Origin of the sequence: Amantichitinum ursilacus, assembly GCF_001294205.1 — a bacterium.
GTDB classification, from domain to species: domain Bacteria; phylum Pseudomonadota; class Gammaproteobacteria; order Burkholderiales; family Chitinibacteraceae; genus Amantichitinum; species Amantichitinum ursilacus.
On record NZ_LAQT01000027.1, the window covers coordinates 70,425 to 94,938 of the forward strand.

Here is a 24,514-nt window from a genome sequence, read left to right on the forward strand (position 1 = left end):
TTGCTGTGTTTTGTTGTCTTCGCGTATCTGTAATCTTGAGTGCTATGGCGCGCCTGTACCGGCGCGTCCATGCCGTGTTAACGGCGGCAGACCAGCAGGCCCGCCAGAAAACCAATCCCTGCGGCAATCCCGAGCGATTCCCACGGGTTGGCGCGTACATAACCGTCCGTGGCCTTGTAGGCATAGTCGGCTTTGCCGGCCACCAGCTCGTGCGTTTCGGCCAGCTTGCTGCGTACCGTATCCAGATTGGCGGCAATGCGCGCACTGGCGTTACGGCCCACATCGTTACCGACGTCTGCGGTGTCGCTCAGCAGCTTTTCGGTATCGGCAAGGATGGTGCGCAAGTCGTCTACCAGATCCTGAGTCCGTGCCATGGGTTTCTCCTGTTTTTTCTGTTATTGACGAGTGCTGATCGCGGTGGAATAGCCCACCGCGCGTCGCGGAATAAAAAGAAAACGGTCTGCCCGTGGGCTCGAGCGGACAGACCGCCGGCTGCAAGTCGGTCAAGCGACTGCAACCTTTGCACAGCTGGCCGGGACGGTTGGCCTGCTGCGTTGAAACCAGTCTAGCCAGGGCCGCATTTAATCCCTGCGGGGGTTTGACGGAGGGCTTGGTCGGAAAGCACCGAAAAACCTGTAGGCGCTGGCTGACGTGGTGCAGGCGTTTTGTAGGCGGCCCAAGCAACCGTTTTTCCGTTACGCCCGCAAGCATTTAATTACAAACGAAAATTCCCCACCAAGCGCTCCAGATTGGCCGACAGCGCCTGCAATTGCTGTACTGCGCGGCCCATTTCTTCGACCACATCGCCATTGTCGAGCGCCATATTGCTGATGCGTTCCACGTTCTGCGCGATCTCGGTACTGGCCGCTGATTGCTGGCGCGTGGCCGACGCAATATCCACCATCCGCCCCACCAGTTCGCCGGTGTGGTTGCTCACCTGGCGCATATTGGTATTGGCCTCATCGGTAACCGCCATGCTCTGCAGCACCTGCCCGCGCGTGCCCTGCACTTCGCTGACCGCATCGCTGGTATCGCTGCGGATCGCGGTAACGATGCGGGTGATTTCCAGCGTGGCCTCGCCGGTACGCGCCGCCAGCTTGCGCACCTCATCGGCCACCACGGCAAAGCCGCGGCCCATCTCACCCGCGCGTGCGGCTTCGATGGCCGCATTCAAGGCCAGCAGATTGGTCTGCATGGCGATATCGGTAATCACCTGCACGATGGTCGACACCTCTTGCGACCGCTCGCCCAGGCGGTTCATGCGCTCCACCAGCGCGTTCATCGTTTGGGTTACTTCGGTAATGCCGCTGGTAACGCGTTGCACCGCATCGGCGCTGGCCGTGGTCAGCCCGCCCGTGGTCTGCGCCATGTCTTGCGCCTGCAAGGCGGTATCGGCGATGTGCTGAATGCTGACGGTAACCTGCTCCACCCCGGCCGCCGTGGCGCTGGCGGCTTCGGACTGGGTTTGCGACGAACGCCGCACGGTATCGGCCGACCGCGCCAGCTCGCCCGCCGATTGCGCCACCGCCGTGCTTTGCTGGCGTACATCAATAAACATGGTGCGCAGACTGCTGATAAAGCGGTTGAACGCCGCAGCGGTGCGGCCAATCTCATCGCGATTGCTGATCGCGATGCGCGCGGTCAGATCGCCCGTGCCGCTGGCCAGCTCTTCCATCGTGCGCGCCAAGCGGTCCAATGGCCGCGTCAACACCGACACCACCGCCGAAATCACCAGCAAGATCAGCACCAAGGCCACCGCACCAATCCCGATGGCCACATTGCGCACCTTGACCGCCGGGGCGTTGATCGCCGCATTAGGCACCGTCACGCCCAGCGACCAATGCTGGCCGGTATTGCCGATGCTGATTGCGTGATAGAAATGCGTGAACTCGCCATCGTCGTAATCAAAATCCTGCCCCGCCTTGATCTTGCTGGCGGACTGCCCCAATGGCGTGGCCGGATCAACCGGCTTGCCCAGTTTGGCCGCATCGCTGCTGACCACATACAAACCGCCCTCCGAGACCAGCGTGATGTGGCCGGTGTCGTACGGGTGGATGGCGGACAAGCGGGTCTGCAAATCGTCCAGCTTTAAATCAGCCGCCGCCACGCCCAGAAACTTGCCCGCGTCGTCTTTCATTACATACACCAGCGACGATTCCAGCACTTTCTGCGCCCCGGCCACCTCAAACGGCGCGGGCTCGGTCACCGTGTCGCGCTGGCGCTGCTTGGGGATGTAATAGAAGTCGCCCCAACCGGGCTTCTCATACGCGGGCTGATAGGTTTCCGGGTGCTCGCGATATTGCTCGAACGTTTTGGTGGTGACCTCATCGCTCATGGTATCCAGCACCACCGACCCGTCCGGCTTGTGATTGGCAATCGGGGTAAAGCGCCCGGTGGGATCTTGCTGCGGCCACTGCAAGCGAAACGCGTTGTCGTCGCCATCAAACGCATTGGGCTCCCACAACATCCACAAGCCCACCACCGCATGCTCGTCTTGCAGCACGCGCAGAATCATATGGTTGACCGCATTGCGATCAGGCTTGCCCACCGCTTTGATACCCAACACCGCATGCGCCAACGTGGTGGGGATGTTAAAGGCGCGGTTGAGCTGGCTTTGCGCATCATTGGCATACCCCGCCGCCTGCTGCCGCGCCAGATCAAAACCCGCACTGCGCGCGCTGTCGTAACTGAACTTGACGATCAACCCGATCATCAAGCCAAACCCGACAAATATCGCCGCCGCCGACACCAACACAATGCGCGTGCGCAACTTGCCCCAATGCGTGTGCTCAACCTCGGCCATAGTCCGTGCTCCCTGCGGGTGGTTTTGTGTGGGTGATGCGGGTGCGGTGGGGTTTTTTATTTATTGGTATAGCGGGTGACGACGGGGTGCGCGCGGGGAATGTGCGGGGGATGCGGGATGGCGACTTGCAAAACGGGGCAGCCGGTGAGCCTCCAGGAGCGAAAGCCGGATCGCCCAGCGATGAGAAGTATTTACTCACTCAAGCACGTGAACTGTGTCATGAAATGGACCAAGCATATTCAAAGTAAGGTCCGGTGCGAAATTCAACATGATTTTGTGCATTATGCCTTTTAAATAAAACCATCGGCGTCTTCACAAATATAAAGCATGACCTGAATTTTTTTATTTTTACTCCCCCTTTTTGGTGGCACATATCCGGCACCGCGGGAAAAAAAGCAAAAATCCTTGCCAAGGCATTGTGTCTCCATCGAATCAGCCAAATCAGCCGGAGCACCTATTATTTTTTAAAACCACGTCCACATCAAGAAAGCCAAGGCATAAATGGTAATTAAAATAAGAGTTACGCAGTAAAAACGGACTTCGCCGTCCTTGACTTGGAAGAACCTTAATCTCCAGATGAATGCACTTAATGCTTTTTGGCTTGCCGACCAAGAGGCATTCTCTATTCCGGGGGAGCCCAGTGCCACAAACAGATCATGATGTTTGCGCCGCAATGCAGAAATAAGCCGGGCTTGTACCCACCATGCAAAAACGATCAGCACGATGTAGATCAAAAACAGCGGTCGTTGCAGCAGTTCGTTCACCATTTCCATGTATTGCCTGTGGTCGCGTTAACTGAGGGACTGCCGCCCACCATGGCGGTGCTGAGCGACGACGCCTCGCCGAGCAACCCACCTGGCCAGTGGGCGCCGGATATCCTTAACACATGAGCCTCCATACCAGCAACACCCTCCCCATAAGGAAGAGAACAAAAAATAGTAATATCTATGCGTAGAAAGCTGTGCGCAATGACGTCAAACTCCATGAGTTTGAGAAATCCAAATTCCCACAAAAACTTGTTAAAGGCGTGTGCGCCTGGACTTCCCTTCGATTCCATGACCGAAGGTTTACCGAGCCGCGAGTAGGAATTTGGAAACGTCCTCTTCAACGAATGCAGAAGCAATGCTCTTAACAGAAAACCGACAGCCATTAAAATAATGGTAATGATCAGGATTGTTTGTTTATCCACGCTTACCATTTCCGGTTTCTTCTCCCTGTTGCACGGGATGAAGGAATGCTTCTGGCAAAGCGAGTACTCGCGGAGATCGTCGCCATAAGTTTCCGCAGTAAAACGTATTGCCCTCGCCCTACGGGTCTTCATGCGGATTCGGAGTCGGTCCGAAGGGGTTGATTTCCCAGCGCGCCGGGGACGTTCGTTAAATAGAACCTGCTGATTTCTCTATGAGTGTCGGCAGGTAGGCGGACCCGATTATTCGTCGAGTTAATTTGATTGGCCGAAAATCCGCTACACCCAATTTGGCACTGCTCTAGCACATGGCGGATCTGTTCCCTGCCTTTAAAGCAAGGACGCTTTTTCCCTGGCGAAATGAGTGGCGTTCATTCAATTTATTAAAGAGATCAATAAATCCACTGTGGCTAGAGATCGTTCGAGCGAATCGTCCGGATATGCAGACTCAGGACAACTGGCTATCCAGAACAGCCACCCCTGCACAACTTCACACTCTCGCATCGACAACAAGGTCCATCTTTTTCGAAAAAAATCATCCCACCAGTCGGTTCTTGGACTTCTATCCAACATCATGACTATTGAAGCTACCGCGATCAGGTTCGGAAGGTTTTCTTCTACGGAGACCTTGATAAGGCTTGGCAAGTAATAGCAGAAGGCTGCGGGTGAAAGCCAGCTAATAACGTCCGAATATTTTTCCCAGTCCTCGGCGGTAAGTTCGGTCCAGGGGAAACGACCGATATGGGCGAGATTTTTTTGCTCCCATTCTTCGAGCTCAATGGAGTCCTGGAGCGCTTCCGGGCGCAACCTGGCACTGAAAGCGATGCGAAGTTGCTGGATCAGGTTCATCGCAAAAATCCTTGGCAGTTTGACAGCTGGTGCCACGCCGTTGCTTGTTCTATCTGGCGGTTTTCGTCGTCGCCGCCATGGCAGGTTTGGTCGCGCTGGGCCCGAGCACTTGCTAAATTTATCCAATCATTAACACGTTGTTGGAGCTGATACCGTGACATGCCATCGCGGCAGACAGCTTCCCCTTTCTTGTCATTTTGTCTTATTCGATCTTTTGCTAATCGGACGCGTTGTTTCAGATCATCACAAGGATCTTTGAGCGGCGTCGGCTGGCACATTTGGGCGACGACGTGCGCCGCTTGCTTCGCTACCTTCTGACCTTGCGGTGACATGAAGACTACGCTGACACCGAATGCTGGCAGCATCGTAGCCTTCGGTGGTTTTGACCATACGGCCGACGTTGTCGTACACGAAGGTGAAGCGAGTGATCTGATAGGCAAGGATCTCTCGATCATGTGGATCCAACGCGCTTCCCAGCCTCTCAGTAGAGCTTGTTCGAACGGCGTTAGCGCGAAGATACCCAAGAAATTCTTAACAGCGAGTGCCAAGGGTAGCTTCATGAATAAGTACCTCTACTCCACGCGGCATGTCCTGGATTGCAGCTCGAAATAGCGCTGCACTCCTTTAATTATTGCTTCCTTATAAAGTGGCTCTATTTCCCCAGAGCATCCTTCTGGCATTTTTTCCCACTCTTCAATTGAAGAAGATCTAATAATACGTTCAGCGCTAAAAAAGCCAGTCTCGTAGTCCACCCACACTAAGGCAGAAAATTCTCCGTCGCTGTATCGAAGTGTCTCGCTATCCATCCATTCAATGTATGCACTATTGCCAATAGAGGTCTTATTTTCGGCCATTTTTCATCTCACGGAATAAAATTCTTCGGGATATCTCTTGCATTCAAACTCAGGTCGGAAGCGATCGCTCAATCCAGTATTCGAGTTTCTGGCGCTTTCTCTTCACCATGCCTGGAAAGCTGCAGACATTTATCGCCCTTGTGTTAGTTGGAAACTAACGCGGACTTGGAGCTTTATCGCAATACTAACTGAATTACGCATCGCCCAAATGGAAGCTTTGCACCGGACACAAAACTACTTGATCTCGTCTCTATCCGATAGATGGCTTATGCCTTTTGAATCAATACGACAGCACCATTTGACATCGCTTCCCCAGCCTGGAATCGAATTTAATTCAATTCGGCCAGTGGCAACGAGGTCTTCAGGCTCCCCCAAATCATTGGAATCCGGCATGAATAGATATACTTCCATTCCTGCCCCTACTGTGACCGGCATTCCGTGGTCATTTATTTTGGTATCCGTCCTGGAAAAAAGTACCAGATCCGGCTCAACCATCTCATTAAAGTCAACTCGAAACTTGTCCATCGTAAACTTATATCCACTCAGCATTCCCCACGCAGTGATTTTGGTACCGGATTTGGCACTGTCGCAGCAAATAAAGCTTGTCGCTGTCCGCAGTACGTCCGTTAACAGTCGCATGGTTTGGATTTCGACGCGTGCCATCAAACACGACCCATTCTTGAACGGGCAAGATAATTCGTACAATGAAGCGCCAGGGGCGCTCTGGGTGGAGACGCCGTGTAGCTGACCGATAGCATTTGCGCCAACACCTGATCCGGCCGCAAAGTTGCATGCTTGGGAGGCTCCACCGCGTACGACTAACTGCTGATTTGTCTTGCGTGTGTCGGCGGTAGAAATGGTTGATGCCCCCACGACTGCAGCAGCGGTCATCCAGCTCCAGACGGATTCAGCCACGTAGACGGCAACTGTCGCGTCTAAATTACATGCATCCTCCCAGCGTAAACCCCCAGGGTCTCTCCATTTCAAGGGATGAGCTTCGCGGAGCCTTTTGTATCGGGCTCAGGGGTCAACGTGAGCGCAAATCAACTATGAATCGATTTTCTCAGTTTGAAAAAAACGGCGGCAATGACTAGCTCAATGGCTGCTGAAATCATATAAACGGCACCTCCTGCATGTGCGGTGAATACGCAGAAGATAAAGTGCCATATCAAGATCACAATAGCTAATGCGAGAGGCCACCCCATACTGACCGTATTTACCAGGAGCGCTAAACTGGTCCAAACAATCCATGGCAGAAATCCTGCCGCGATTACTACATACCGGGCAAAACCCACTACTCCCAAGCCACTTTGCTGCCATCCAATAAAAAATATGAAGAACAGAAAGGCAAATAAGGAGGTGCACGCGATGAGAATAAATGCTCTAAATACCATTTCGGAGGTCCTGGACCTGTGCCATTAAAAACGTCGTTATGCTACGAATCGATTCTCGTACTTGTTACGCCATTAGTTCCATCCAGGGCACGACAAATTGAGTCATAGGCGATCAATTCATTTCGAATTTTATTGTACATGCCCAGCTTGTGATGGATCTGTATTTCATCGCGCCAATGCATTCGCTAACCCAGCGTCAAGAAAACTATTTGCAAGCGGGTTTTCGCCATCGCACTGGGCAGATGTGCCTGAACCGCTGCGACGCGAGTTGGTCATCGCTACTGGCGAAGGTAAGTGTCACGGGCAAGCGTCAAACAACGATATTGACCCCCAATGATGATCTCTGCGTGCTGATTCCTGGCGAAGAGGATTGATCCAAAATGGCGACCCCGACGGAGATAATTCCGTACCGGCGTGTCGTTCACCGGGCAAGGCGCTGCGGTTGCAGTTCTTACCAGGGAGAGATTGGGCAGGGGTGCCAGAGAACTTGCTGGATAGACAGTTCCATGCCGGTGCACCGAAGGAGAAGTGGCAGACGGCATCAGCGAATTCCCGCTGCTGGCGGCAAGGTGTGGAAAACGTCCGCGTCCTCAGAGGGTCGATGTTCAGTGCAAATTAACGCACTCTCCTGACCTGCCGGCGAGCCCTCAGGATTGCCGCGTTCACAAGTCTGCAAAGTGACTCGCATTCCCTTGGCTCAGCTCAGATTTAAATTAACCAAATACGTACCGATACCAATATTTTTCCGGATTGTTAAACCATTCGCTAAATGATTCGTCGTCAAATTTTCTTAATTGACGCATGTCTACACCGTAGCGATGAAACAATGCGATAAGATCGCGCAGCATATCTTCATCAAGCATATCCCGTTTTACATACAAGAATAATGTATCCCCGCGACCTGAATACTCTTCAACGCAAGGGATCTTTTTAATCCATTCAAAGAAAGATTGTTCATCATGAGTGGAGTAAAAAATTATTTCACGGGCGGCCAACTCAACAATATGTTTAGATTCGGTCACCTTTGCTTGCCTCCCGGAAAAACATTTACATAGCCGCCATTAGGCCGTTGCGCATTCAAATACGGGCCCCCATGGCATCAGCACGCCCTGGTGTTTCAGGTCCCGTTGGAACCCAAACATTTCCTTTCGAATCCTTCCAGCCGCTTCCTCGGCCATTGGGATTCTTAACCCAGTCCTCCCCGCCCTTCGGATCTACAAAACCTTCTGGCTCACCCGGTTTTCCTGGGGCTTTCGCTCCATCGGGATCATGAGCGTCAGCTGGGGGCTGGGAGAATATGAGATTTTTCATCTTATCAAATCCTTCCGCGGCCCTCTTGCAAAAAGTCCTGCCATTGCTGCGGAATCGATTTAGGGTGGATTAACGAATCTATTGGATCGCCGGTGCATCGATAAGCAATCCCCAAGGGAAAAGCGACCCACTGGCAACTCGATCCACCAAGGTCTATCTCTGAAATCGGATTCCCGCCCACATAAGCGTAAATGTTGATGCCGACAGCCAACTCGATGGCGTCCGATTGAACACATATGTTGTCGTTGGCATCATAAGGCTGCGGCATGCCGTCGTATCTATGGTTTGCCCATTGCGACCGTGACTCGAACCGGCAAACCATACGTCGATAAGGCATTCACCTGCCACACTGGCAGTTCTAGCGAACAGGTCCCATCTCCATCTTCGTCTGACACGCCGGCTACGAAGACGTCGAAGTACACTTCTTCAACATACGGCAATGTCGCCAGCCCGGGTTGTGGACCAAGAGCTTCAAGTAATTCATAAATAACCGCCGAAACGTCCGCTGAATCCCTTTCCACAACTACGGCCCAAAGCCCGGTCTTAATAGTAAACGCGGTGCCTGATGAAGTGACACGCGCTTCTCCGCGTACCTGTGACGTCGTTGGCAGAATGCCCAATGCTGCACTGACATCCTGCGGCATTAGCCTGTCGCCCTTGATGTACAGGGCGGCTATGACTTTCATATCAGATTCTGTCATTTCGACTTCACATCCCCAAGGTTTCCAACGATGTCTTCATTCGGGTCAACAACATCGCCTGTCTCGGGATTAACACCGAACACTTCAGTGGCCCTACTGCCCGGGCAACTTTGCTTGATGCGATGGAAACGCCCTCTGCCTTCCCGGGCACCGACGCCGTTTTGGCTGACCCATTCGCCAACTCCTTTGGGTGCCGGCCAATATCCTGGCGGTAAACCACTGGAAAGCATCGGGCCGACTAAACCCGCGAGCTTGTCTGCTAGCAAATAACCACCAATGCCAACAAACCACGGCTCCGACAACCGTCCCGACGCCCGGAAAAACCATCGTCCCGATTTCGCCACCCAGTTCAGCACCGAGAACCGCGTTTCTACCTGTGGGGTCCGTGTATCTCAGCGGATTGCCGCCCACATATGAGTCAGTATTGACCCCCCACGCAGCGCGATTGGGTCCGACTGGATATACCGCCCCAGGTACGGATCATATTCGCGGAACCCGTTATTGCTACGTGAAATCTCCCAGTACTGCCCCGGCATGCACAGGTTATACACAAACGTATTGCCCGTACCCTGCGGATCTTCGCACGGATTCGGGTCGGTCCGAACGGGTTGGTTTCCCAGCGCCGCACCACCTTGTTGGTGGCTGTCAAACAGCCTGTGCCCGCGATGCGGGTGGTGGTCAGGCTATCCATTGTCGTAGCAATCGGCATTAGTGCATTACGCACGGGCCGAATCGACCATGCCTGCGCAGCGTGTATTGCTATAGCCTGCCGACCTTGCTGACGATGCGCACGCCGACGTCCCGGCGCGGCGCATCGAATGTTATTCATTGGGCGTCTTGTCCATCGCCAAAGAACTTTTGATCTCCAGATTGCAGTTCTTTGACCTCAAGATATAGGTCCTGACATCACCGGCCATCATTTGGTCCGGATCAACCAACGTTAACTCGGCAAGTACCATCAATGGTTCGGTCGTTGGGTTCCGTTTCAACCACCAATGAAATGCGCCGCTCCGATCATGTTCCGATCCGTCCTCGTGACCTGGTTCGTACCCAATTAATTGTTCATTAAAGAGTTCGTCTGGATACATCGCGTATTTTTGCCACTCGGCGGGGTATTTTAAGAGCTTTAAAAATTCTGTTTTGTTCAATTTACGCTCCCAATCCTCCAGATCTGCCGCTATAGGCTCAGCAGAGAAGTATAGCCACCCAGATTTCTAAATGACGCGCACGACATCAGGTCTCCTGATTGCATTGGGCTTCTGCCCACGTCACCACCAGGATTCGCTGAGTAGGTTCGGTTGAATAAATCGTACGGATCTCCAGCGAGATCAGCCTCTTTTTCCGAAGTTGAGCCTACGGACCCCGGATTTGCGCTTTGATTTTTTCGCAAGAATCTTTTTGATCTGGCTGCCCTGCTTGAGGAAACTGACAGCAGCAATCTCTACGCCAGGCGCCTTTCATCAAAGAAGCGGTTGCAATGAAATTTGCGTCAGTTCGTCCAGTTAACCGGGATGGCGCGCGGCTAATTGGGCTTTTACCACAGTCTATCGGGCGTCGAGGCCGTGCAACTGCCTGATGGGCTCGCCGAGGTCTGGCTGAAAGGCATTTCGCTGGCGATTTCAGCGCAGCGGACAAGGTTCAGCGCAAATTAACAGGCAACCGTTTGGCATCACCAGACGATTGCTCCATGATGCCCTATCAAATATTTAATGCTTGCTTTACGGCCTTTGGCTTCGCCTTATGGCAACGAATCATGTGGAAACAATAGTCTTCGACGGTTCTGATCACCAGCGAGCCAGAAGCGATCTCTTTTGTCACCTTACGGTTTGCGACGTCGTGTATGTCGTCATTGATAAGATCAAATTCATTCCTTCTGAAATCGGAAACAAAGCTGCTCTTCAAATCCTCTCCAAATTTCAGCGCCGGGCGCACGGCTTCAAGATCGATTCCAAACACCTCCGCAACCCGCCTCATCGCAGCGTCCCATATTTGCTTTTCGATATCAGTCATAGAGCCTCTTTATTTCCGGCAACCACAATCGTCTGATGACGTTGAATAGGCCCCTGCCAAACAGACCCCAAACAGCACAAACAACAATGCCCACCTGGGTGGCGTTTAAGAGGTCTAGCGTGATTCGTACGGGCTTATCAGGCCCATCAATTGCTCAATGATTACGGTCTGGCCATCCTTCTCTGCTTGGTCGAGCATGAGGCGCACAAGATAGAATTCTTTTTCACTTCTTATACGACCACGCCCCAGGATTACTTGCAGATCAGCATCCATCTGTGCAAAGAATTCTGGCAGTTCCTCATTGATCACCGAAAGATAGGATTCCACAGCTTTCTTTTCGAGATCCACAGGCATCCCGCCAAAGACTTGGGGCATTTCCAGCAACCCCTGCTTTAACCCCCCAACCAAAACCGATGGGGTCATACCAGTAGCCTTGCTTTCAAGCATCTCAAAAAACTTCTGCCGCGTACTGGGCCACGTATCAATGATCAACTTCGGTGTCGGATGATCCAAGGAAGCAAGACTATTAACCACTTTGCCATACACCTCCATCAACCGATGGAGCTCCTGTTTCTTGGTCTTTTTCATTATTTTTACCCCTACCAATTTCTACTGCGCGGCGGCGAATTGTCTGGCAATGCGCCAAACACTCGCGTCCAACACATATTGCTGTGCGCCGGGCCTCGCCACGCTCTACCAGTCTCTCCGCCCTGATGCAGTTATTCCGCCGGGCGACTTAACCGACATCCTTGGTCAGTGGGTTCGATGTCAGTCACTCCTATACTTTGACATATCGCTATATCAATTTCCGAGCTTAAAGCTCCGTATATCGTGATCTGGTCAAATTGATGATGTTCATCAATTGTCAGAAGAAGTCGCGCACACGTATCCAGTTTGCTTTCGCCGTCGCGTTCAAAAAACACCGTCACGTCGACGTGGTTTAAACGCGCAACGTCTGCGGCCTTGTCATTCTCCGGGCTGCGTATTACCCAGACAGGCATGGCGCCGGCCAATTCATCAATCAACGGCGCCGCAGCTTTTTCAAAAATCAAAGCCACTTTTCTGGAATTCTGATTGTTGATCATGGACGCTTACCTGGTTTACGGCCCTGTGGCCAAGGATAAATGGGCCAGCCATTATCGCGAGTATTGCCATACTGATTATGCCCTGGAGGTGAGCCTTGTCCGTGATCATGATCCCAATCAATATCATATTCAGGCCTCCCATCCGAGCCGTATTTGCGCTCTTGGCCACTGACGGGATTCACGTCGCAAGAGCATGGTTCACCGGTGTTGGGCGTCCTGGACGGTTTATTATAAATTAGGCCGTTCGCCCATTCCCCCGCAGCCGTGCTCAACAGGATCCCACTTTTCCTCCCACGAGACCACCAATGGCACCGCCCACAATAGAGCCGTAGCAGGTGTAGTCGGTGTCGTGCGAGCGAGGTTAGTCAGCTTTATACATTCGCTTTGAATGCATCCCCTAAGAGCAGATTTTTAAAGCTCGAATTCTCTTGTACCGAATAATATCGGTAATGGTCCGCCGGACCTTCGACTCGTAATGGAGGCTTGAGATGTTCTGATCGAGTCGAATTAGCGTCATTTGCATACACTCAGCTCAGCCCGAAGCCAATAAAAATTAAAATGAGTATCCGGGGAACGGGTCGAATAAAGACAACCAAAATGAATTCAAGCATGCGCATAAATTCGCTGGCGGCAATAACGCCGAGAGAAAATATATTTGAACGGAGCATGCGCCTGCGTACTCAACATAAGAGCAATCAATACGGCAAAGCGCTGGCACGCACGCGCCAGCGCGTTCAGGGGAGCGGTCATCAAAGACACCTTCGTTTTAATTAGTGATGTGCGGGCGCGGCGAGCGTCAGCCGCCAGCGCCGCGAAAATCTAATCAATACCTGAAAATCTTTCAACGAACATTTGATTAAATGACAAAACAACTAAGCGGAATACCGCAATACGACATCTGCATGATTACGCCACCGTAATCCCCCGCTCAATCCTGCATAAAGCCTGCTCAGCCTGCAGGACGCCTGCCCCAGCAAAAACCGCAGCCACCTACGCCGCCAACTCCCGCCAGCCGACAATCCCGTCGCAGCGCCTGTTGCATGCTTGCCCAGACCGCATTCCGCCAGCCAGCCCAACCTGGAGCCCCGCATGTCTATCGACCCAAGCGCCAACCTTTCTACCGATGACGCCGACAACACTCGCCGCCAGTTTCTCCGCCTTGCCGGCGGTGGCATGGCCGCGATAGCCACCGGGGCGTGGGCGGCGGCCACGCCGGAGATCGAAGCCAACAAGGTGACGTTGCCACCACTTAACGCGCCCACCGAACAGCAAGAAAAGCCGCAAGACCCCAGTGCCCCGCCGGCGCGTCGGGTGGGTTTTGCGATTGTGGGGCTGGGGCATTTGTCGCTAAACCAGATCCTGCCCGCGTTTGGTAAGAGCAAATACGCCTATCCCGCCGCATTGGTCAGTGGCGATCCGGTGAAGGCGCGCAAGATTGCGGCGCAGTACGGCATTGATGCAGCCAGCATTTACAACTATCAAAACTACGACGAGCTGGCGCATAACCCGAGGGTGGATGTGGTTTACGTGGTGTTGCCCAACAGCATGCATCGCGAATTTACGGTACGCGCGGCCAAGGCGGGCAAGCATGTGTTGTGCGAGAAGCCGATGGCCACCTCGGTGGCGGATTGCGAGGCGATGATTGCCGCGTGTGCGCAGGCCGGGCGCAAATTAATGATTGGATATCGCAGCCAGTACGAGCCGCATTCGCGTGCTTTGGTCAAATTGTTAAAGCAGAACAAATTGGGCGAATTGCGCGAGTTTATTTCGGCCAATTCGCAAAACGAGGGCGACCCCACGCAATGGCGGCTTAAAAAGGCGATGGCGGGCGGAGGGCCATTGCCCGATGTCGGCATTTACAGCATTAATCAGATCCGCTTTTTAACGGGGCTGGAGCCGGAAGAGGTGTTTGCCACCACGTACGCCCCGAGCGGCGACCCGCGCTTTACCGAAGTCGAAGCGTCCATCCAGTACACGCTGCGCTTTCCCGGCGGGCTTAGCGCCGCGTGCAGCAGCGCATACAACAGTCACAAATCGCAATTCTTCCGCGTGCAAGGCAGCACCGGCTGGGCCGAGATGTCGCCTGCGTTTGCCTATAACGGCCTGAAATTGCGCACCAACCAGGTCATGGATGGCAACGAAGTAACGCAAGAACCCGCCATCGCCGAGAAGGACCAGTTTGCGTTGGAACTCGACCATATGGCGCAGTGCGTACTGCAAAACCTGACGCCGCATACGCCGGGCGAGGAAGGCCTGCGCGATCAGCAGATTATTGAGGCGCTGTACGAATCGGCGCGCACGCATCGGCCGGTGAAAGTACCGCCGGTCAAGGGCCCGCTGCGGGGGCCGGAGCCTGCGGAATCGGCGTAACCGAATCCGCGCCCTGAACATCCGGGCCTACGCCGTTTATTTGCCGCCGGTGACATCGAGAAACGTGCCTGTCACAAAAGACGCCTCGGCGCTTGCCAGCCACAGGATGGCGCGCGCCACCTCTTCGGGCTGGCCGCCGCGCCCCATCGGAATGGTGTCTTTGATGCGATCCACCCGGCCGGGCTCGCCGCCGCTGGCATGCATCGCGGTGTAAATATGGCCAGGCCGCACCGCGTTAACGCGGATGCCTTCGCGCGCCACTTCTTTGGCAAAACCGGTGGTAAAGGTCTCCAGCGCACCTTTGGAGGCCGCGTAGTCAACGTATTCGCCCGGGCTGCCCAACCGCGCCGCAGCGGACGACACGTTGATGATGGCGCCACCCTGCCCGCCGTGGCGGGTGGACATGCGTTGCGCCGCTTGCTGTGCGCACAACATCGGTCCGATCGCGTTAACGGCAAACATGCGCTGCATGCGCGCAAAGTCGAGGCCCTCCAGCCGTGATTGCTGCGCAATGATGCCGGCGTTGTTAACCAGCACGTCGATGCGGCCGAAGGTCTGATCAATGGCGGCAAACAATTGCGCCACCTGCGCGGGGTCTGCGCTGTCGGCGCGGCAGGCCAGGGCGCGCCGACCGGCGTGTTCGACTGCGCGCACTACGGCTTGCGCTGCGGCCTGATCGTGCACGTAGCTGATCGCAACGTCATAGCCTTGCGCGGCCGCCAGTTGCGCGGTAGCGGCGCCCACACCGCGGCTGCCGCCGGTAATCAGGATCAAAGGCGTTGGGGTCATCGGTACGGGGTCCTCTTAAACAATGCGCGAACGGGGAATGGCGGCGGGACGCGACTAAGCCGTCGCGCCATGGCGCAAATGCGGTCGCAGCAGCAGCACCAGCGGCACAATCAGCGCGGCAGTAGCGGCCGCCGCCAGCAGGCCCACGGTTTGGTTGCTGTGGTCGGCCACCGCGCCATAAATAATCGGGGCGATGCCGCCCGAGCCGATCACAAAGGTATAAAACACTGCAAAGGCGCGGCCGGTATCGCCTTCGGCCAGCTCGGGCACGGTGCCGTACAACACCGACGAGGTGCCGTTGAGCACGATGCCCAGCAGCGGCAGCAATACCAACGTGGCGTTAAGCGGCGTCAGCAAAGTGGCGGCAATCAGCAAGGCGGTCGCGCCTTCGGTGGCGATGACGGTGCCGACCACGCCCAGGCGCTCGCCCAAGCCGCCGCACGCCGCTTTGCCCAGCGCGCCGCCGATAAATAACAGCGCCAACGCGATGCCGACCGTCGGTGAGCCGCCGCCCTTGCCGTGGATTAAAAACGGCAGAAACAGCAGATAGCCCATACGCGTGGCGGTATCGAGGCCGCCAATCAGCGTCAGCAAGCGAAAGCCGCGGCGCATGCCACCGCTACGCTGGCTGGGCGCGGCCGGGCGTACGCTGCGGGTGGCCGGGGCCAACGTCCACAAGGCGGCGGCCACCGCCAGCCCGGGCAATACCAACAGCGCGAGCAACGGTCGCCACGCCAGCACCGGCAACAACACCGCCACCAATGCCGGCAACGCGGCCTTGCCCAGGTCGCCAGAAAAGTTATAAACGCCCAGCGGGCGACGCGAGGTTTTGCCAAAGGTATCTGTCACCAGCATCGATCCGCGCGGATGCTGAATGCTGGAGCCCACACCCGCCACCAACAGCCCGACGCACAAACCGGCAAAGCCCAGCGGCAAGGCCATGATCAGCAGGCCTAATGCGGCCACCAACGTCGACAACATCAAAGCCGTGCGCGGCGATTGTTTGCGCAAGGCGCGATCCGCCGGAATCTGCAGCCCGCCCATGGTGCCGGAATACAACGCGCGCAACAGCGCTAGCGCGGCATACGATAAGCCAAACTGCGCTTGCCACACTGGCAAAAACGCATACAGGCCATCGGTATAGCCATCATGCAAGGCGTGGGTGAGACACGCGGCCAGCAAGCTGCGCGACGCGGCGGGGGTGGGTTCGGCTACAGGGGCCAGAGCGGTGGAAGTCGTCATTGCCCCAGCATAAATAAGCGAGTAATTTTCAACAAGATGGCCTGTCGTCACGATATACGTGACATTTACTCACGGAATATATGCGCCCATTACCCCCGCTGAATGCCTTGCGCGTGTTTGAAGTCGCCGCGCGCACCGCCAGTTACGCCGACGCCGCCGCCGAACTGGGCGTGACCCACGGCGCGGTCAGCCGTCAGATTGAGGTGCTGGAAAGCTGGCTGGGCCAGCGCCTGTTTTTCAAGGATGGTCGCCGCATGGTGGCCACGCCGATGGCAAAGATTTTTGCCGCCGAAGTCGGCCTGTCGTTCGACCGGATGGCGCTTGCCGCAGAAGCCTGCGGCCGCCCCAGCGCGCGGCGCATCTTGCGGGTAAGCGCGCCCACCAGCCTGGCGATGCGCTGGCTGATTCCCCGGCTGGGCGCGTACCACACCGCGCATCCCGACGTCGAAGTGGTGGTCACCACCGTCACCACCTTGTTTGAGGAACTGCGTGGCGGCGTCGATGTGTCGATCCGTCGCGGCAGCGCGCGCGCCGATTTGTGGCCGCAGCATCAGGTCGTGCCGATTCTGGATGACGTCGACACCTTGATCATCAGCCCCGCCCTGTTCGCGCAACGCCCCATCCTGCAACCCGCCGATATCGAAGCGCACAAATTGCTGGCCAGCGAAACGCGCGGTGGCGATTGGGTGGACTGGCTGCAAGCGGCCGGCATCCCGCAGTTGGCCAGTTTGCCGCGCCAGGTGTTCGATCATTTTTTTGTCACGCGCCAGGCGGTGGAAGACGGTCTGGGCATCGGCATCGGGCCGCTGCCCTTGCTGCAACTGGATGTGGACAACGGCCGCTTGCTAACGCCATTACCCCACATCCGCGTGCCGCGCACCGGCTATGTGGCGCTGGTGCCGCGTCAGGCCGACGTGGGCCATTTGCTGGGCGATTTTGTTGACTGGCTTGCCAGCTCGCCCGACGCTCAAGCCGCGCCAGGTCGCTGACCCGGCCACGCCGACAAGGCGACGTCCACCAGCTTTTGCAAGGCCGCGGTACAGGCGCCGTCGCACGCTTGTGCCGACATCCCCTGCACCACCGCGCTGTAAAAACGCGCCAGCGTATCGGTGTCGGTCGCCGCGGGCAGATCGCCCTCCGCGACGGCGCGATCAAAGCGTGCCTTCATCGCGCCGATCGACAACTCGCGCCGCGCCGCCACGGCTTGCGCGACGTTTTCGTTTTCCACGGCATGTTGCAGCACCGCGTTCGACACCATGCAACCGCGTGGTTTGGCCGGGTCGCTAATGCCTTGCGCCACATCGTGCAGATACAGCGCCAGGGCTTGGTATGCCGGGATGGCCGCCGCCATGGCCTCGGCACGCTTGCCGGTTTCCTGCGCAATGGTATGGTCCAGCGCCAGCTGATACAGATTCTCTTTGGAGCCATAGGTGGCGTAGAGCGACGGCGGCGTAATGCCCATGGCCTGGGTCAGATCGGCAATCGACGTGCCTTCATAACCGCGTTGCCAGAACAGACGTGCGGCAATGGCCAGGCCGGCCTCGCGATCCAGCAAGCGCGGACGGCCGCGTTTGCGCACCGGTTCATTCATTTTTATATCGATCCCTATAAATTCATTTGACATGCGATTTTGCTGGTTATTATAGTGACCACTACAAATTTAACCAAGGAGTCATCGCATGGCCGCAAAACTGTCTGACAAAGTCGCTCTGATTACCGGTAGCTCCCGCGGCATCGGCCGGGGCATTGCCCTGGCGTTTGCGCGCGAAGGCGCAGCGTTGATCGGCGTGCATTATGCCAGCAACGCCGAAGCGGCCCAGGCCACGGTGCGCGAGATTGAAGCGCTGGGCGTCAAGGCCGTCGCCATCCATGGCGACCTTAAACAAGGCAAGGCGGCGGCGGACAGCATCCGCACGCAGTTCGAAGCGGCGGCGCAAGCGGCCATCGGCGCAAACCGGCTGGATATTCTGGTGAATAACGCGGGCGTGGCGCCGTCGTTGTCGTTGGCGCAAACCACCGAAGCGGACTACGACGAAGTGATGACGGTCAACCTGAAAGCACCGTTCTTTCTGATCCAGGCGTTTGCCGAATTGATCCGGGATGGCGGCCGCATTATCAATGTCTCGACCGGCTTTACCCGCATCGCCGCACCCAGCCACCCTGCCTATGCCGCATCAAAAGGCGCGCTGGACACGCTGACGCTGGCGCTGGCCCCGCATTTTGCCCCGCGCAATATCACGGTGAATGCAGTGATGCCCGGCGTGACCGAAACCGATATGAACGCCGAGTGGCTGTCCAACGCCGAAGCGCGCGCTGGCGCAGAAGCGTGGTCAGTATTCAAGCGGGTGGGCACGCCCAGCGATGTGGCTGATGTGATCGCGTTTCTGGCTTCGGCCGATTCGCGCTGGGTCACCGGCCAAGTGATCGACGCCACGGGCGGCACGCAGTTGTAACGGCGGCAGGCGGTGGCCCTGCATTAGCGCCACCGCGCGCACCTGCTGCAATCGCAATTAAATGATATATTGCTTCGACTTTATATAAACCGATGACCTAATGAAAGTTAACGACCAAGCGTGGCGTTCCATCTGGCGCGAAGGCGCGATCCTGCACGTGGTGGATCAAACCGTGTTGCCGCATCGTTTTGTCAGCCGCACGTTGCACAACGTGGCCGATGTGGCGGACGCCATCCAGAACATGGTGGTACGCGGCGCGCCGCTGATTGGTGTAACCGGTGCCTATGGCGTGGCATTAGCGGCGCGGCACGACGCCAGCGATGCCACGCTCAACGCCGCAGCCGCCACGCTGATTGCCACGCGCCCCACCGCCATCAATCTGCGCTGGGCCGTCGAACAGACGCTGGCGCAATTACTGGCGCTGGATGTCTCGCTGCGTGCCAGCGCCGCGTTCGCCTTGGCCGACGCGCTGGCTGAGGCCGACGTCGATACCAACGCCGCTATAGGCCGCCATGGCGCGGCCTTGCTGCGACAACGCTGGGAAAACCTGGGCCGCCCGGCGCGCCTGAATGTACTGACGCATTGCAATGCCGGCTGGCTGGGTTGTGTGGATTGGGGCACCGCCTTGGCGGCCCTCTACCAGGCGCACGACAGCGGTGTGCCAGTGCATGTGTGGATTGATGAAACGCGCCCGCGCAACCAGGGCGCGAGCCTGACCACGTGGGAACTGGCCGCGCATGGCGTGCCCGCCACCTTGATTGTCGATAACGCGGGCGGTTTGTTGATGCAGCAAGGGCAAGTGGATGCCTGCATCGTCGGCGCCGACCGCATCACGGCGCGCGGCGACGTCTGCAACAAGGTCGGCACCTATCTGAAAGCCTTGGCGGCGCAGGCGCATCAGGTGCCGTTTTATGTGGCCGCGCCGGTCAGCACCATCGATTGGCAAGCGTGGGATGGACCGCGGGAAATTGAAATTGAAGTGCGCGCCGCCAGCGAAGTGACACATATCACCGGCCGCACCACCGAGGGCCGCGTGGTGCAGGTGCAACTGGCGCCGCCCGGCACCGCCGCGCACAACCCGGCGTTTGATGTCACGCCTGCCACGCTGGTCAGCGCCATCGTCACCGAACAAGGCGCGGTGGCCGCCACGGCCGCAGGCCTGCAGCCGCTACGCCCGGCGCATCAAGCCACGGCGGCCGCCAGCGCAATCTGATCAAAACGGTGTAAAGCCACCTGCCCCGGCCGCGCCGCCACCGGCGGAGGCGAATCGGGCCGCGTCAGCAACAAGGCGTGCCAACCCGCGCCCTGCGCCGCCGCCACTTCGCCGGCGTGGTCCGACAAAAACAGCACGGCGGACGGCGGCAACGCCAGCGTGGCGGCAATCTGCCGATATGACGTCGCTTCCAGCTTGCCGCCGCTGGTGGTGTCGAACCAATGGCTGAACAGCCCGCGCAAATCCCCATGGTCGGTATGGCCAAACAGCAGCTTCTGCGCGGGCACCGATCCGGACGAATACACCGCCAGCGTCAGCCCTAACGCCTGCCAGTTTTGCAGCGCGGGCGGCACATCGGCATACACCGGCGCCACCAGGCTGCCATCGGCGTAACCCGCCGCCCAGATCAGGCCCTGCAACACTTTCAGCGGCAGAATTTTACGGTCGGCATCGCTCCACGCTTCCAGTTGGGCAATCGCTTGTTCCAGCGTGTGCGAGCGGGCGGTTTCGCGCTCGATTTGCGTGATGATGTCGCGCGCTTCGGCGCTGTCGGCATGCGTGCGCAACCAGCTACCCAAGCGCGGCCGCGCATACGGAAACAAGGTGTCGCGCACAAAGTCGATTGGCGTGGTGGTGCCTTCAATATCGGTAACGATGGCGCGGATATCAGCCAGTGGCGGCAGGGTGTCATTCGCCATGGCGCGGAAACTCGCTGGCGATTTTTTCACCGGTAAAGTGCCCCACCCAACCGGCCGGATCGATAAACAAACGGATGGCGGTAAAGTACGGCGCCGGGCCCATATCAAACCAGTGCCGCGTGTGGGCGGGCACGCGCAACAGGTCGCCGCGTTCGCACGTCACCTGGTACACGCGGTCTTGCAAATGCAGATAAAACGCGCCGCTGCCTTCCACAAAAAAACGCACTTCATCTTCGCTGTGCGTGTGTTCATCCAGAAATTTCTGCCGCAAGCTGGCGCGCTCCGGGTGGTCCGGTTTCAGCCGCACCACGTCGCTGGTGATATAGCCGCCTTCGGCTTGCAAGCGAGCGATATCGGAGGCATAAGCGGCCAGGATGGTGGCCTGGTCGGCGTCCACCGGCAAGGGCGCGTCGGCCTGCCAGCGCTCAAAATCCACGCCCACGCGCGCCAGTTCGGCGGCGATCTCCGAAGGGTCGGTGATGCTGACGATAATCTGTTCCGGCGCGGTGTCCGGGTAGAGGGTCAAACGGCTCATAACGGGTTCCTTTCCCATTCCAGCTGCAACTGCAGCAGCACATCAAACGCTTCCAGATGGCGCAAGGTTTCGCGGCCAGTGCGGCCCCAGGCATACAAACCGTGGCCCGCTAGCAGATAGCCGGGCGCGAGATCAGCCTGGTTTTGCAAGCGCGCTTCCACTTCGGCGGCCAGCGCCACCGTGTCCTGGCTGTTGGCAAACACCGGCACATTCAGCACGGCCAGATGACTGGTCACACCGGCAAATGCTTTCTGCAATTCCCAGCCTTCCAGCGTTAACACGCCGTGCCGCGCGTTGCGCCGCGACGCCAGCGCGGCGGCGGGCGAATGCACATGAAAAATCGCGCCGATGCTGGCATCAGCCAAATAACGCGCCACATGCAACGGCGCTTCGGCTGACAAGCCTGGCGGCAGCGGCTCGCGCAGATTGACCACGGCCAGATCGGCGGGCGTCAGCGCGCCTTTATCCGCACCCGAGCGCGTCACCACGATACGATCAGCATCCACCCGCGCCGAGAAATTGCCGCTAGTGGCCGGCACCCAACCGCGCGCGGCGGCAAACTGACCTGCGGCCATCACTTGCTGTTGCGCGCTGGCAACTGGGTCGGCATCCGTCACGCGCTGTTCATTCAGGGCAGGTGCGTTCATGCGGCCACCGCTTCGGCTTCGACCAACGCCTGGGCCGAATCCAGCACGCTGTCGATATCGGCAAAACGTTGCGGTTGCAGTAACAGCGCCCGCGCCAGCGTCAGCGCGCGCGTTTCGGCGGCGGCACGCTGGCTGCGGTCGGCAATCGCCTCAAAATCAAGGTTGTGCGCAAAGCCCAGGATGCGGCGGATGATTTCCGCGCCAGCAAAGCCCAGGGTATCGGCAAACACCTGTTGCAGATGCTCACGCCGGGCGCGCGCAAACACGCCCTCTTCGCCCACAAACAAGCGGCGCGGCCATGCATCGCCATCGGCATGCGCTTGCCACAACGCGTCAAAGCGCTGGGCAAAATGCCGCCAGAACACGCCGGCCTGCTGCAAGATCCAGTCGGCGTGGTCGCGCCGGTCATCCGCCGCCGTGGCGTGGCCCGGCTGCGAGAAATACGCCATCAGCAAATTGGCGAGAAAAGCGCCGGTATCAAAACCAACCGGGCCGTACACGGCAAATTCCGGGTCGATGACGCGGGTGTCGTTGTCGCTGACCATCACCGAACCGGTATGCAGATCGCCATGCAGCAGTGCGTCTTGTTGCGTCAAAAAGCGATGGCCCAGGCGGGCAACCGCCGCGCGCAACGCTGCATCGGCGCGCACGCTGGCGGCCACCTCATCCAGCTCGGGCGAGGTCCAGCGATTACGCGGCAAGTCTTCAAACGGATCGGCAAACACCAGTTCCGCCGTCACGCGCGTCAGGGCATGGTTGCGCGAAAAGAGCGCCGCCTGATCAAACACCGCCTCAAACGGCTGCGCCAGCGCCGAGGTCAGCACCGCGCTGCGTGCGGCAAATTCCGCCACCGCTGTCACCGCCTGCGGATAACGCCGACCCGCCAGCAGCCCTTGGCGCAGGATGATGTGCGGGCTGAGCAATTCCATCACGCTGGCGTACAGCAGCGGGTCGTAATGCCAGATTTGCGGCACCAGGCCCGCCAGATGCGGCCCGGCCACTTGCTGATGCTGGTATTCAAAAAACGCGCGTTCCAGCGGCATGGGCCAGCTTTCGCCCGCGGCGCGTACATACGGCAGCGATTGCTTGACGCACACGCCACCGGCGGCGCCGCGCACCAGAAACACCAGGTTCAGGTTGCCATCGCCCACTTCGGTGATGTGCCAGTCGGCGGGCGCGCCGCCCACCTTGGCCGCCAACGCGGGCCGTTGCGCCAACCAGACGCGCAGGCCGGGTTCATCCAGCGGGTAATAGCCTTCGGGGGTAGGCAGGCTCATGCAGTTCTCCAGACTTCTGATCACATCAACGGGTGAGCGGAATCCACGCCGCCAGCGCGGCATCGCTGCGGCCAAAGCTCGGCGATTTGGCGGCCAGTTCTTCCACGGTCTTGATGTCGTATTGATTGAGTTCTTCGCGCGTAATCAGCACCGGTTTGATGGCGATGCGCGCCGCTGGGGTTTGCCCGGCCACGGCCAGCGCAGCGGCACGCACGGTGGTCGCGCCCACCACCGACGGGTTGGTGGCGGCGGTGGCCACCCACGGACTGTTGGCTTCGCGGATTTCGGCGATATCGGCGGTCGAGACATCGGCGCTGTAAATCTTCAGCTTTTTGCCCGCGCCCAGTTCGGTGGCGGCCAGCTTGGTGCCACGCGCAAATTCATCCCACGGCGCAAACACCACGGTGATATCCGGATTGGCGCGCAACGCGGCATTGGCTTGCGCCGCCACCGAGGTCGCCACCGGCGCAGCGACCGTGCCCCAGCGCGCTTTTTCCACGATGCCCGGGTTGGCTTTTTTCACGCCGCTCCACACCGCATCGCGGCGGTCCAGCGGGGCAAAACCGGGTACGTACACATAGCCCGCTTTAAAGGTTTTGCCGTTGTCCTTGATGGCCTGGCCCAGCACCGATTCGGCCAGATCCTTATCGCTTTGCTCGATCTGGATCACCTTGGGGTTATCGATGTTGACGTCAAACGCCACCACTTTGATGCCCGCATCCAGCGCTTGCTGCACCACGTCTTTCAGCGATTCTGGCTGGCCGTGGTCGATGATGATGGCTTTGACGCCCAGATTGATGGCTTGCTGAATCTGGTCGCGCTGCAGCGCCGCGTCTTCTTTGCCCGGAAACACGCGCAGATCAACATTCAGCGCCTGCGCCTGGCGTTGTGCGCCATTGTTAAAGGCGCGGAAAAAATCGCCGCCCGAGATATAGCCCACCAGCGCGACCTTGACGCCGCCTTTATCAAACGGCGCCGGTGCGCCTTTCAGGCCATCGGCAAAGGCCGCGCCTGCCAGCAGGCTGCTGGCCAGCAAGGTAAGGTAGGCGCGTTGGGTAAACGGAAAACGTGGGCTCATGAGGCTGCTCCTGGGGTGT

Annotated in this window: 30 protein-coding genes; 4 read left to right on the forward strand and 26 right to left on the reverse strand. The window is 57.8% G+C overall.

Annotated elements, in window-relative coordinates:
• Nucleotides 1-77: 77 nt before the first annotated feature.
• The 18 genes from WG78_RS16495 to WG78_RS22745 form a co-directional block, all read right to left on the reverse strand.
• The gene (locus WG78_RS16495) at nucleotides 78-374 is read right to left on the reverse strand and encodes an ElaB/YgaM/YqjD family protein (RefSeq protein ID WP_053938936.1); all 297 of its coding nucleotides are present in this window, start codon (nucleotides 372-374) and stop codon (nucleotides 78-80) included.
• 341 nt (nucleotides 375-715) lie between these two features.
• Entirely contained in the window at nucleotides 716-2,803 is a 2,088-nt protein-coding gene (locus WG78_RS16500) for a methyl-accepting chemotaxis protein (RefSeq protein WP_053938937.1), read from the reverse strand.
• 464 nt (nucleotides 2,804-3,267) lie between these two features.
• Nucleotides 3,268-3,570, reverse strand: coding sequence for a hypothetical protein (locus WG78_RS16510; protein WP_152969255.1), 303 nt, complete (start codon nucleotides 3,568-3,570; stop codon nucleotides 3,268-3,270).
• Nucleotides 3,564-3,992, reverse strand: a complete 429-nt coding sequence (locus WG78_RS16515; protein WP_152969256.1) for a hypothetical protein — start codon at nucleotides 3,990-3,992, stop codon at nucleotides 3,564-3,566. Before WG78_RS16515 ends, WG78_RS16510 begins: the two co-directional genes overlap by 7 nt.
• A 372-nt stretch (nucleotides 3,993-4,364) precedes the next feature.
• A complete protein-coding gene (locus WG78_RS16520) occupies nucleotides 4,365-4,838 on the reverse strand; it encodes a DUF6714 family protein (protein WP_053938941.1) in 474 nt (157 codons plus the stop codon).
• Complete coding sequence (locus tag WG78_RS22525; protein WP_161805139.1) at nucleotides 4,835-5,203, reverse strand: hypothetical protein; 369 nt, start codon at nucleotides 5,201-5,203, stop codon at nucleotides 4,835-4,837. The genes WG78_RS16520 and WG78_RS22525 overlap by 4 nt, the downstream gene beginning before the upstream one ends.
• Nucleotides 5,204-5,410: 207 nt before the next feature.
• Nucleotides 5,411-5,692, reverse strand: a complete 282-nt coding sequence (locus WG78_RS22530; RefSeq protein ID WP_152969258.1) for a hypothetical protein — start codon at nucleotides 5,690-5,692, stop codon at nucleotides 5,411-5,413.
• A gap of 234 nt (nucleotides 5,693-5,926) precedes the next feature.
• Nucleotides 5,927-6,583, reverse strand: coding sequence for a hypothetical protein (locus WG78_RS16530; protein WP_152969259.1), 657 nt, complete (start codon nucleotides 6,581-6,583; stop codon nucleotides 5,927-5,929).
• Between the two features lie 152 nt (nucleotides 6,584-6,735).
• Entirely contained in the window at nucleotides 6,736-7,086 is a 351-nt protein-coding gene (locus WG78_RS16535; RefSeq protein WP_053938944.1) for a hypothetical protein, read from the reverse strand.
• 713 nt (nucleotides 7,087-7,799) lie between these two features.
• Nucleotides 7,800-8,108 carry a hypothetical protein gene (locus WG78_RS22535; RefSeq protein ID WP_152969260.1) on the reverse strand — a complete coding sequence of 103 codons (309 nt, stop codon included), beginning with the start codon at nucleotides 8,106-8,108 and terminating at the stop codon, nucleotides 7,800-7,802.
• A gap of 55 nt (nucleotides 8,109-8,163) precedes the next feature.
• Entirely contained in the window at nucleotides 8,164-8,397 is a 234-nt protein-coding gene (locus WG78_RS23425; protein ID WP_373278990.1) for a polymorphic toxin type 37 domain-containing protein, read from the reverse strand.
• Between the two features lie 4 nt (nucleotides 8,398-8,401).
• The gene (locus tag WG78_RS22540; RefSeq protein ID WP_152969261.1) at nucleotides 8,402-8,665 is read right to left on the reverse strand and encodes a hypothetical protein; all 264 of its coding nucleotides are present in this window, start codon (nucleotides 8,663-8,665) and stop codon (nucleotides 8,402-8,404) included.
• Between the two features lie 10 nt (nucleotides 8,666-8,675).
• Nucleotides 8,676-9,098 carry a DUF4279 domain-containing protein gene (locus WG78_RS16545; protein ID WP_083459250.1) on the reverse strand — a complete coding sequence of 141 codons (423 nt, stop codon included), beginning with the start codon at nucleotides 9,096-9,098 and terminating at the stop codon, nucleotides 8,676-8,678.
• Nucleotides 9,099-9,919: 821 nt separating this feature from the next.
• Complete coding sequence (locus tag WG78_RS16550; protein ID WP_053938947.1) at nucleotides 9,920-10,246, reverse strand: hypothetical protein; 327 nt, start codon at nucleotides 10,244-10,246, stop codon at nucleotides 9,920-9,922.
• A gap of 550 nt (nucleotides 10,247-10,796) precedes the next feature.
• Nucleotides 10,797-11,108, reverse strand: a complete 312-nt coding sequence (locus WG78_RS16555; RefSeq protein WP_053938948.1) for a hypothetical protein — start codon at nucleotides 11,106-11,108, stop codon at nucleotides 10,797-10,799.
• Between the two features lie 114 nt (nucleotides 11,109-11,222).
• On the reverse strand, nucleotides 11,223-11,696 hold the full coding sequence (locus tag WG78_RS16560; RefSeq protein ID WP_053938949.1) for a hypothetical protein: 474 nt from the start codon (nucleotides 11,694-11,696) through the stop codon (nucleotides 11,223-11,225).
• Nucleotides 11,697-11,827: 131 nt separating this feature from the next.
• Complete coding sequence (locus WG78_RS16565) at nucleotides 11,828-12,193, reverse strand: hypothetical protein (protein WP_152969262.1); 366 nt, start codon at nucleotides 12,191-12,193, stop codon at nucleotides 11,828-11,830.
• Nucleotides 12,194-12,796: 603 nt separating this feature from the next.
• A complete protein-coding gene (locus WG78_RS22745; protein WP_161805140.1) occupies nucleotides 12,797-12,943 on the reverse strand; it encodes a hypothetical protein in 147 nt (48 codons plus the stop codon).
• Between the two features lie 339 nt (nucleotides 12,944-13,282).
• Here WG78_RS22745 and WG78_RS16575 point away from each other — a divergent pair, with 339 nt between their 5' ends.
• The gene (locus WG78_RS16575; protein ID WP_053938952.1) at nucleotides 13,283-14,563 is read left to right on the forward strand and encodes a Gfo/Idh/MocA family protein; all 1,281 of its coding nucleotides are present in this window, start codon (nucleotides 13,283-13,285) and stop codon (nucleotides 14,561-14,563) included.
• Nucleotides 14,564-14,599: 36 nt separating this feature from the next.
• On the opposite strand, the gene WG78_RS16580 is transcribed toward WG78_RS16575, so the two are convergent.
• A complete protein-coding gene (locus tag WG78_RS16580) occupies nucleotides 14,600-15,352 on the reverse strand; it encodes a glucose 1-dehydrogenase (protein WP_053938953.1) in 753 nt (250 codons plus the stop codon).
• A 54-nt stretch (nucleotides 15,353-15,406) separates the two neighbouring features.
• Nucleotides 15,407-16,594 carry an MFS transporter gene (locus tag WG78_RS16585; protein ID WP_053938954.1) on the reverse strand — a complete coding sequence of 396 codons (1,188 nt, stop codon included), beginning with the start codon at nucleotides 16,592-16,594 and terminating at the stop codon, nucleotides 15,407-15,409.
• Between the two features lie 80 nt (nucleotides 16,595-16,674).
• On the opposite strand from WG78_RS16585, the gene WG78_RS16590 reads away from it, so the two are divergent.
• The gene (locus WG78_RS16590) at nucleotides 16,675-17,583 is read left to right on the forward strand and encodes a LysR substrate-binding domain-containing protein (protein WP_053938955.1); all 909 of its coding nucleotides are present in this window, start codon (nucleotides 16,675-16,677) and stop codon (nucleotides 17,581-17,583) included.
• Here the strand turns inward: WG78_RS16590 and WG78_RS16595 are convergent.
• A complete protein-coding gene (locus WG78_RS16595; protein ID WP_053938956.1) occupies nucleotides 17,562-18,185 on the reverse strand; it encodes a TetR/AcrR family transcriptional regulator in 624 nt (207 codons plus the stop codon). The two genes, WG78_RS16590 and WG78_RS16595, sit on opposite strands and share 22 nt — an antisense overlap.
• Nucleotides 18,186-18,273: 88 nt before the next feature.
• Here WG78_RS16595 and WG78_RS16600 point away from each other — a divergent pair, with 88 nt between their 5' ends.
• Both WG78_RS16600 and mtnA read left to right on the forward strand, forming a co-directional pair.
• On the forward strand, nucleotides 18,274-19,047 hold the full coding sequence (locus WG78_RS16600; protein WP_053938957.1) for an SDR family NAD(P)-dependent oxidoreductase: 774 nt from the start codon (nucleotides 18,274-18,276) through the stop codon (nucleotides 19,045-19,047).
• Nucleotides 19,048-19,147: 100 nt separating this feature from the next.
• Nucleotides 19,148-20,260, forward strand: a complete 1,113-nt coding sequence (mtnA, locus tag WG78_RS16605) for an S-methyl-5-thioribose-1-phosphate isomerase (protein ID WP_053938958.1) — start codon at nucleotides 19,148-19,150, stop codon at nucleotides 20,258-20,260.
• On the opposite strand, the gene mtnC is transcribed toward mtnA, so the two are convergent.
• The 5 genes from mtnC to WG78_RS16630 are packed head-to-tail and all read right to left on the reverse strand — an operon-like array spanning nucleotide 20,230 to nucleotide 24,495.
• The gene (mtnC, locus tag WG78_RS16610) at nucleotides 20,230-20,958 is read right to left on the reverse strand and encodes an acireductone synthase (RefSeq protein WP_053938959.1); all 729 of its coding nucleotides are present in this window, start codon (nucleotides 20,956-20,958) and stop codon (nucleotides 20,230-20,232) included. The genes mtnA and mtnC overlap by 31 nt on opposite strands.
• A complete protein-coding gene (locus WG78_RS16615; RefSeq protein WP_053938960.1) occupies nucleotides 20,948-21,493 on the reverse strand; it encodes a 1,2-dihydroxy-3-keto-5-methylthiopentene dioxygenase in 546 nt (181 codons plus the stop codon). Before WG78_RS16615 ends, mtnC begins: the two co-directional genes overlap by 11 nt.
• On the reverse strand, nucleotides 21,490-22,140 hold the full coding sequence (mtnB, locus tag WG78_RS16620) for a methylthioribulose 1-phosphate dehydratase (RefSeq protein ID WP_083459252.1): 651 nt from the start codon (nucleotides 22,138-22,140) through the stop codon (nucleotides 21,490-21,492). Before mtnB ends, WG78_RS16615 begins: the two co-directional genes overlap by 4 nt.
• Complete coding sequence (gene mtnK, locus WG78_RS16625; protein WP_053938961.1) at nucleotides 22,137-23,417, reverse strand: S-methyl-5-thioribose kinase; 1,281 nt, start codon at nucleotides 23,415-23,417, stop codon at nucleotides 22,137-22,139. The genes mtnB and mtnK overlap by 4 nt, the downstream gene beginning before the upstream one ends.
• Nucleotides 23,418-23,442: 25 nt before the next feature.
• Nucleotides 23,443-24,495: a substrate-binding domain-containing protein gene (locus WG78_RS16630; RefSeq protein WP_053938962.1), complete on the reverse strand. Its 1,053-nt coding sequence runs from the start codon at nucleotides 24,493-24,495 to the stop codon at nucleotides 23,443-23,445.
• Nucleotides 24,496-24,514: the final 19 nt, after the last annotated feature.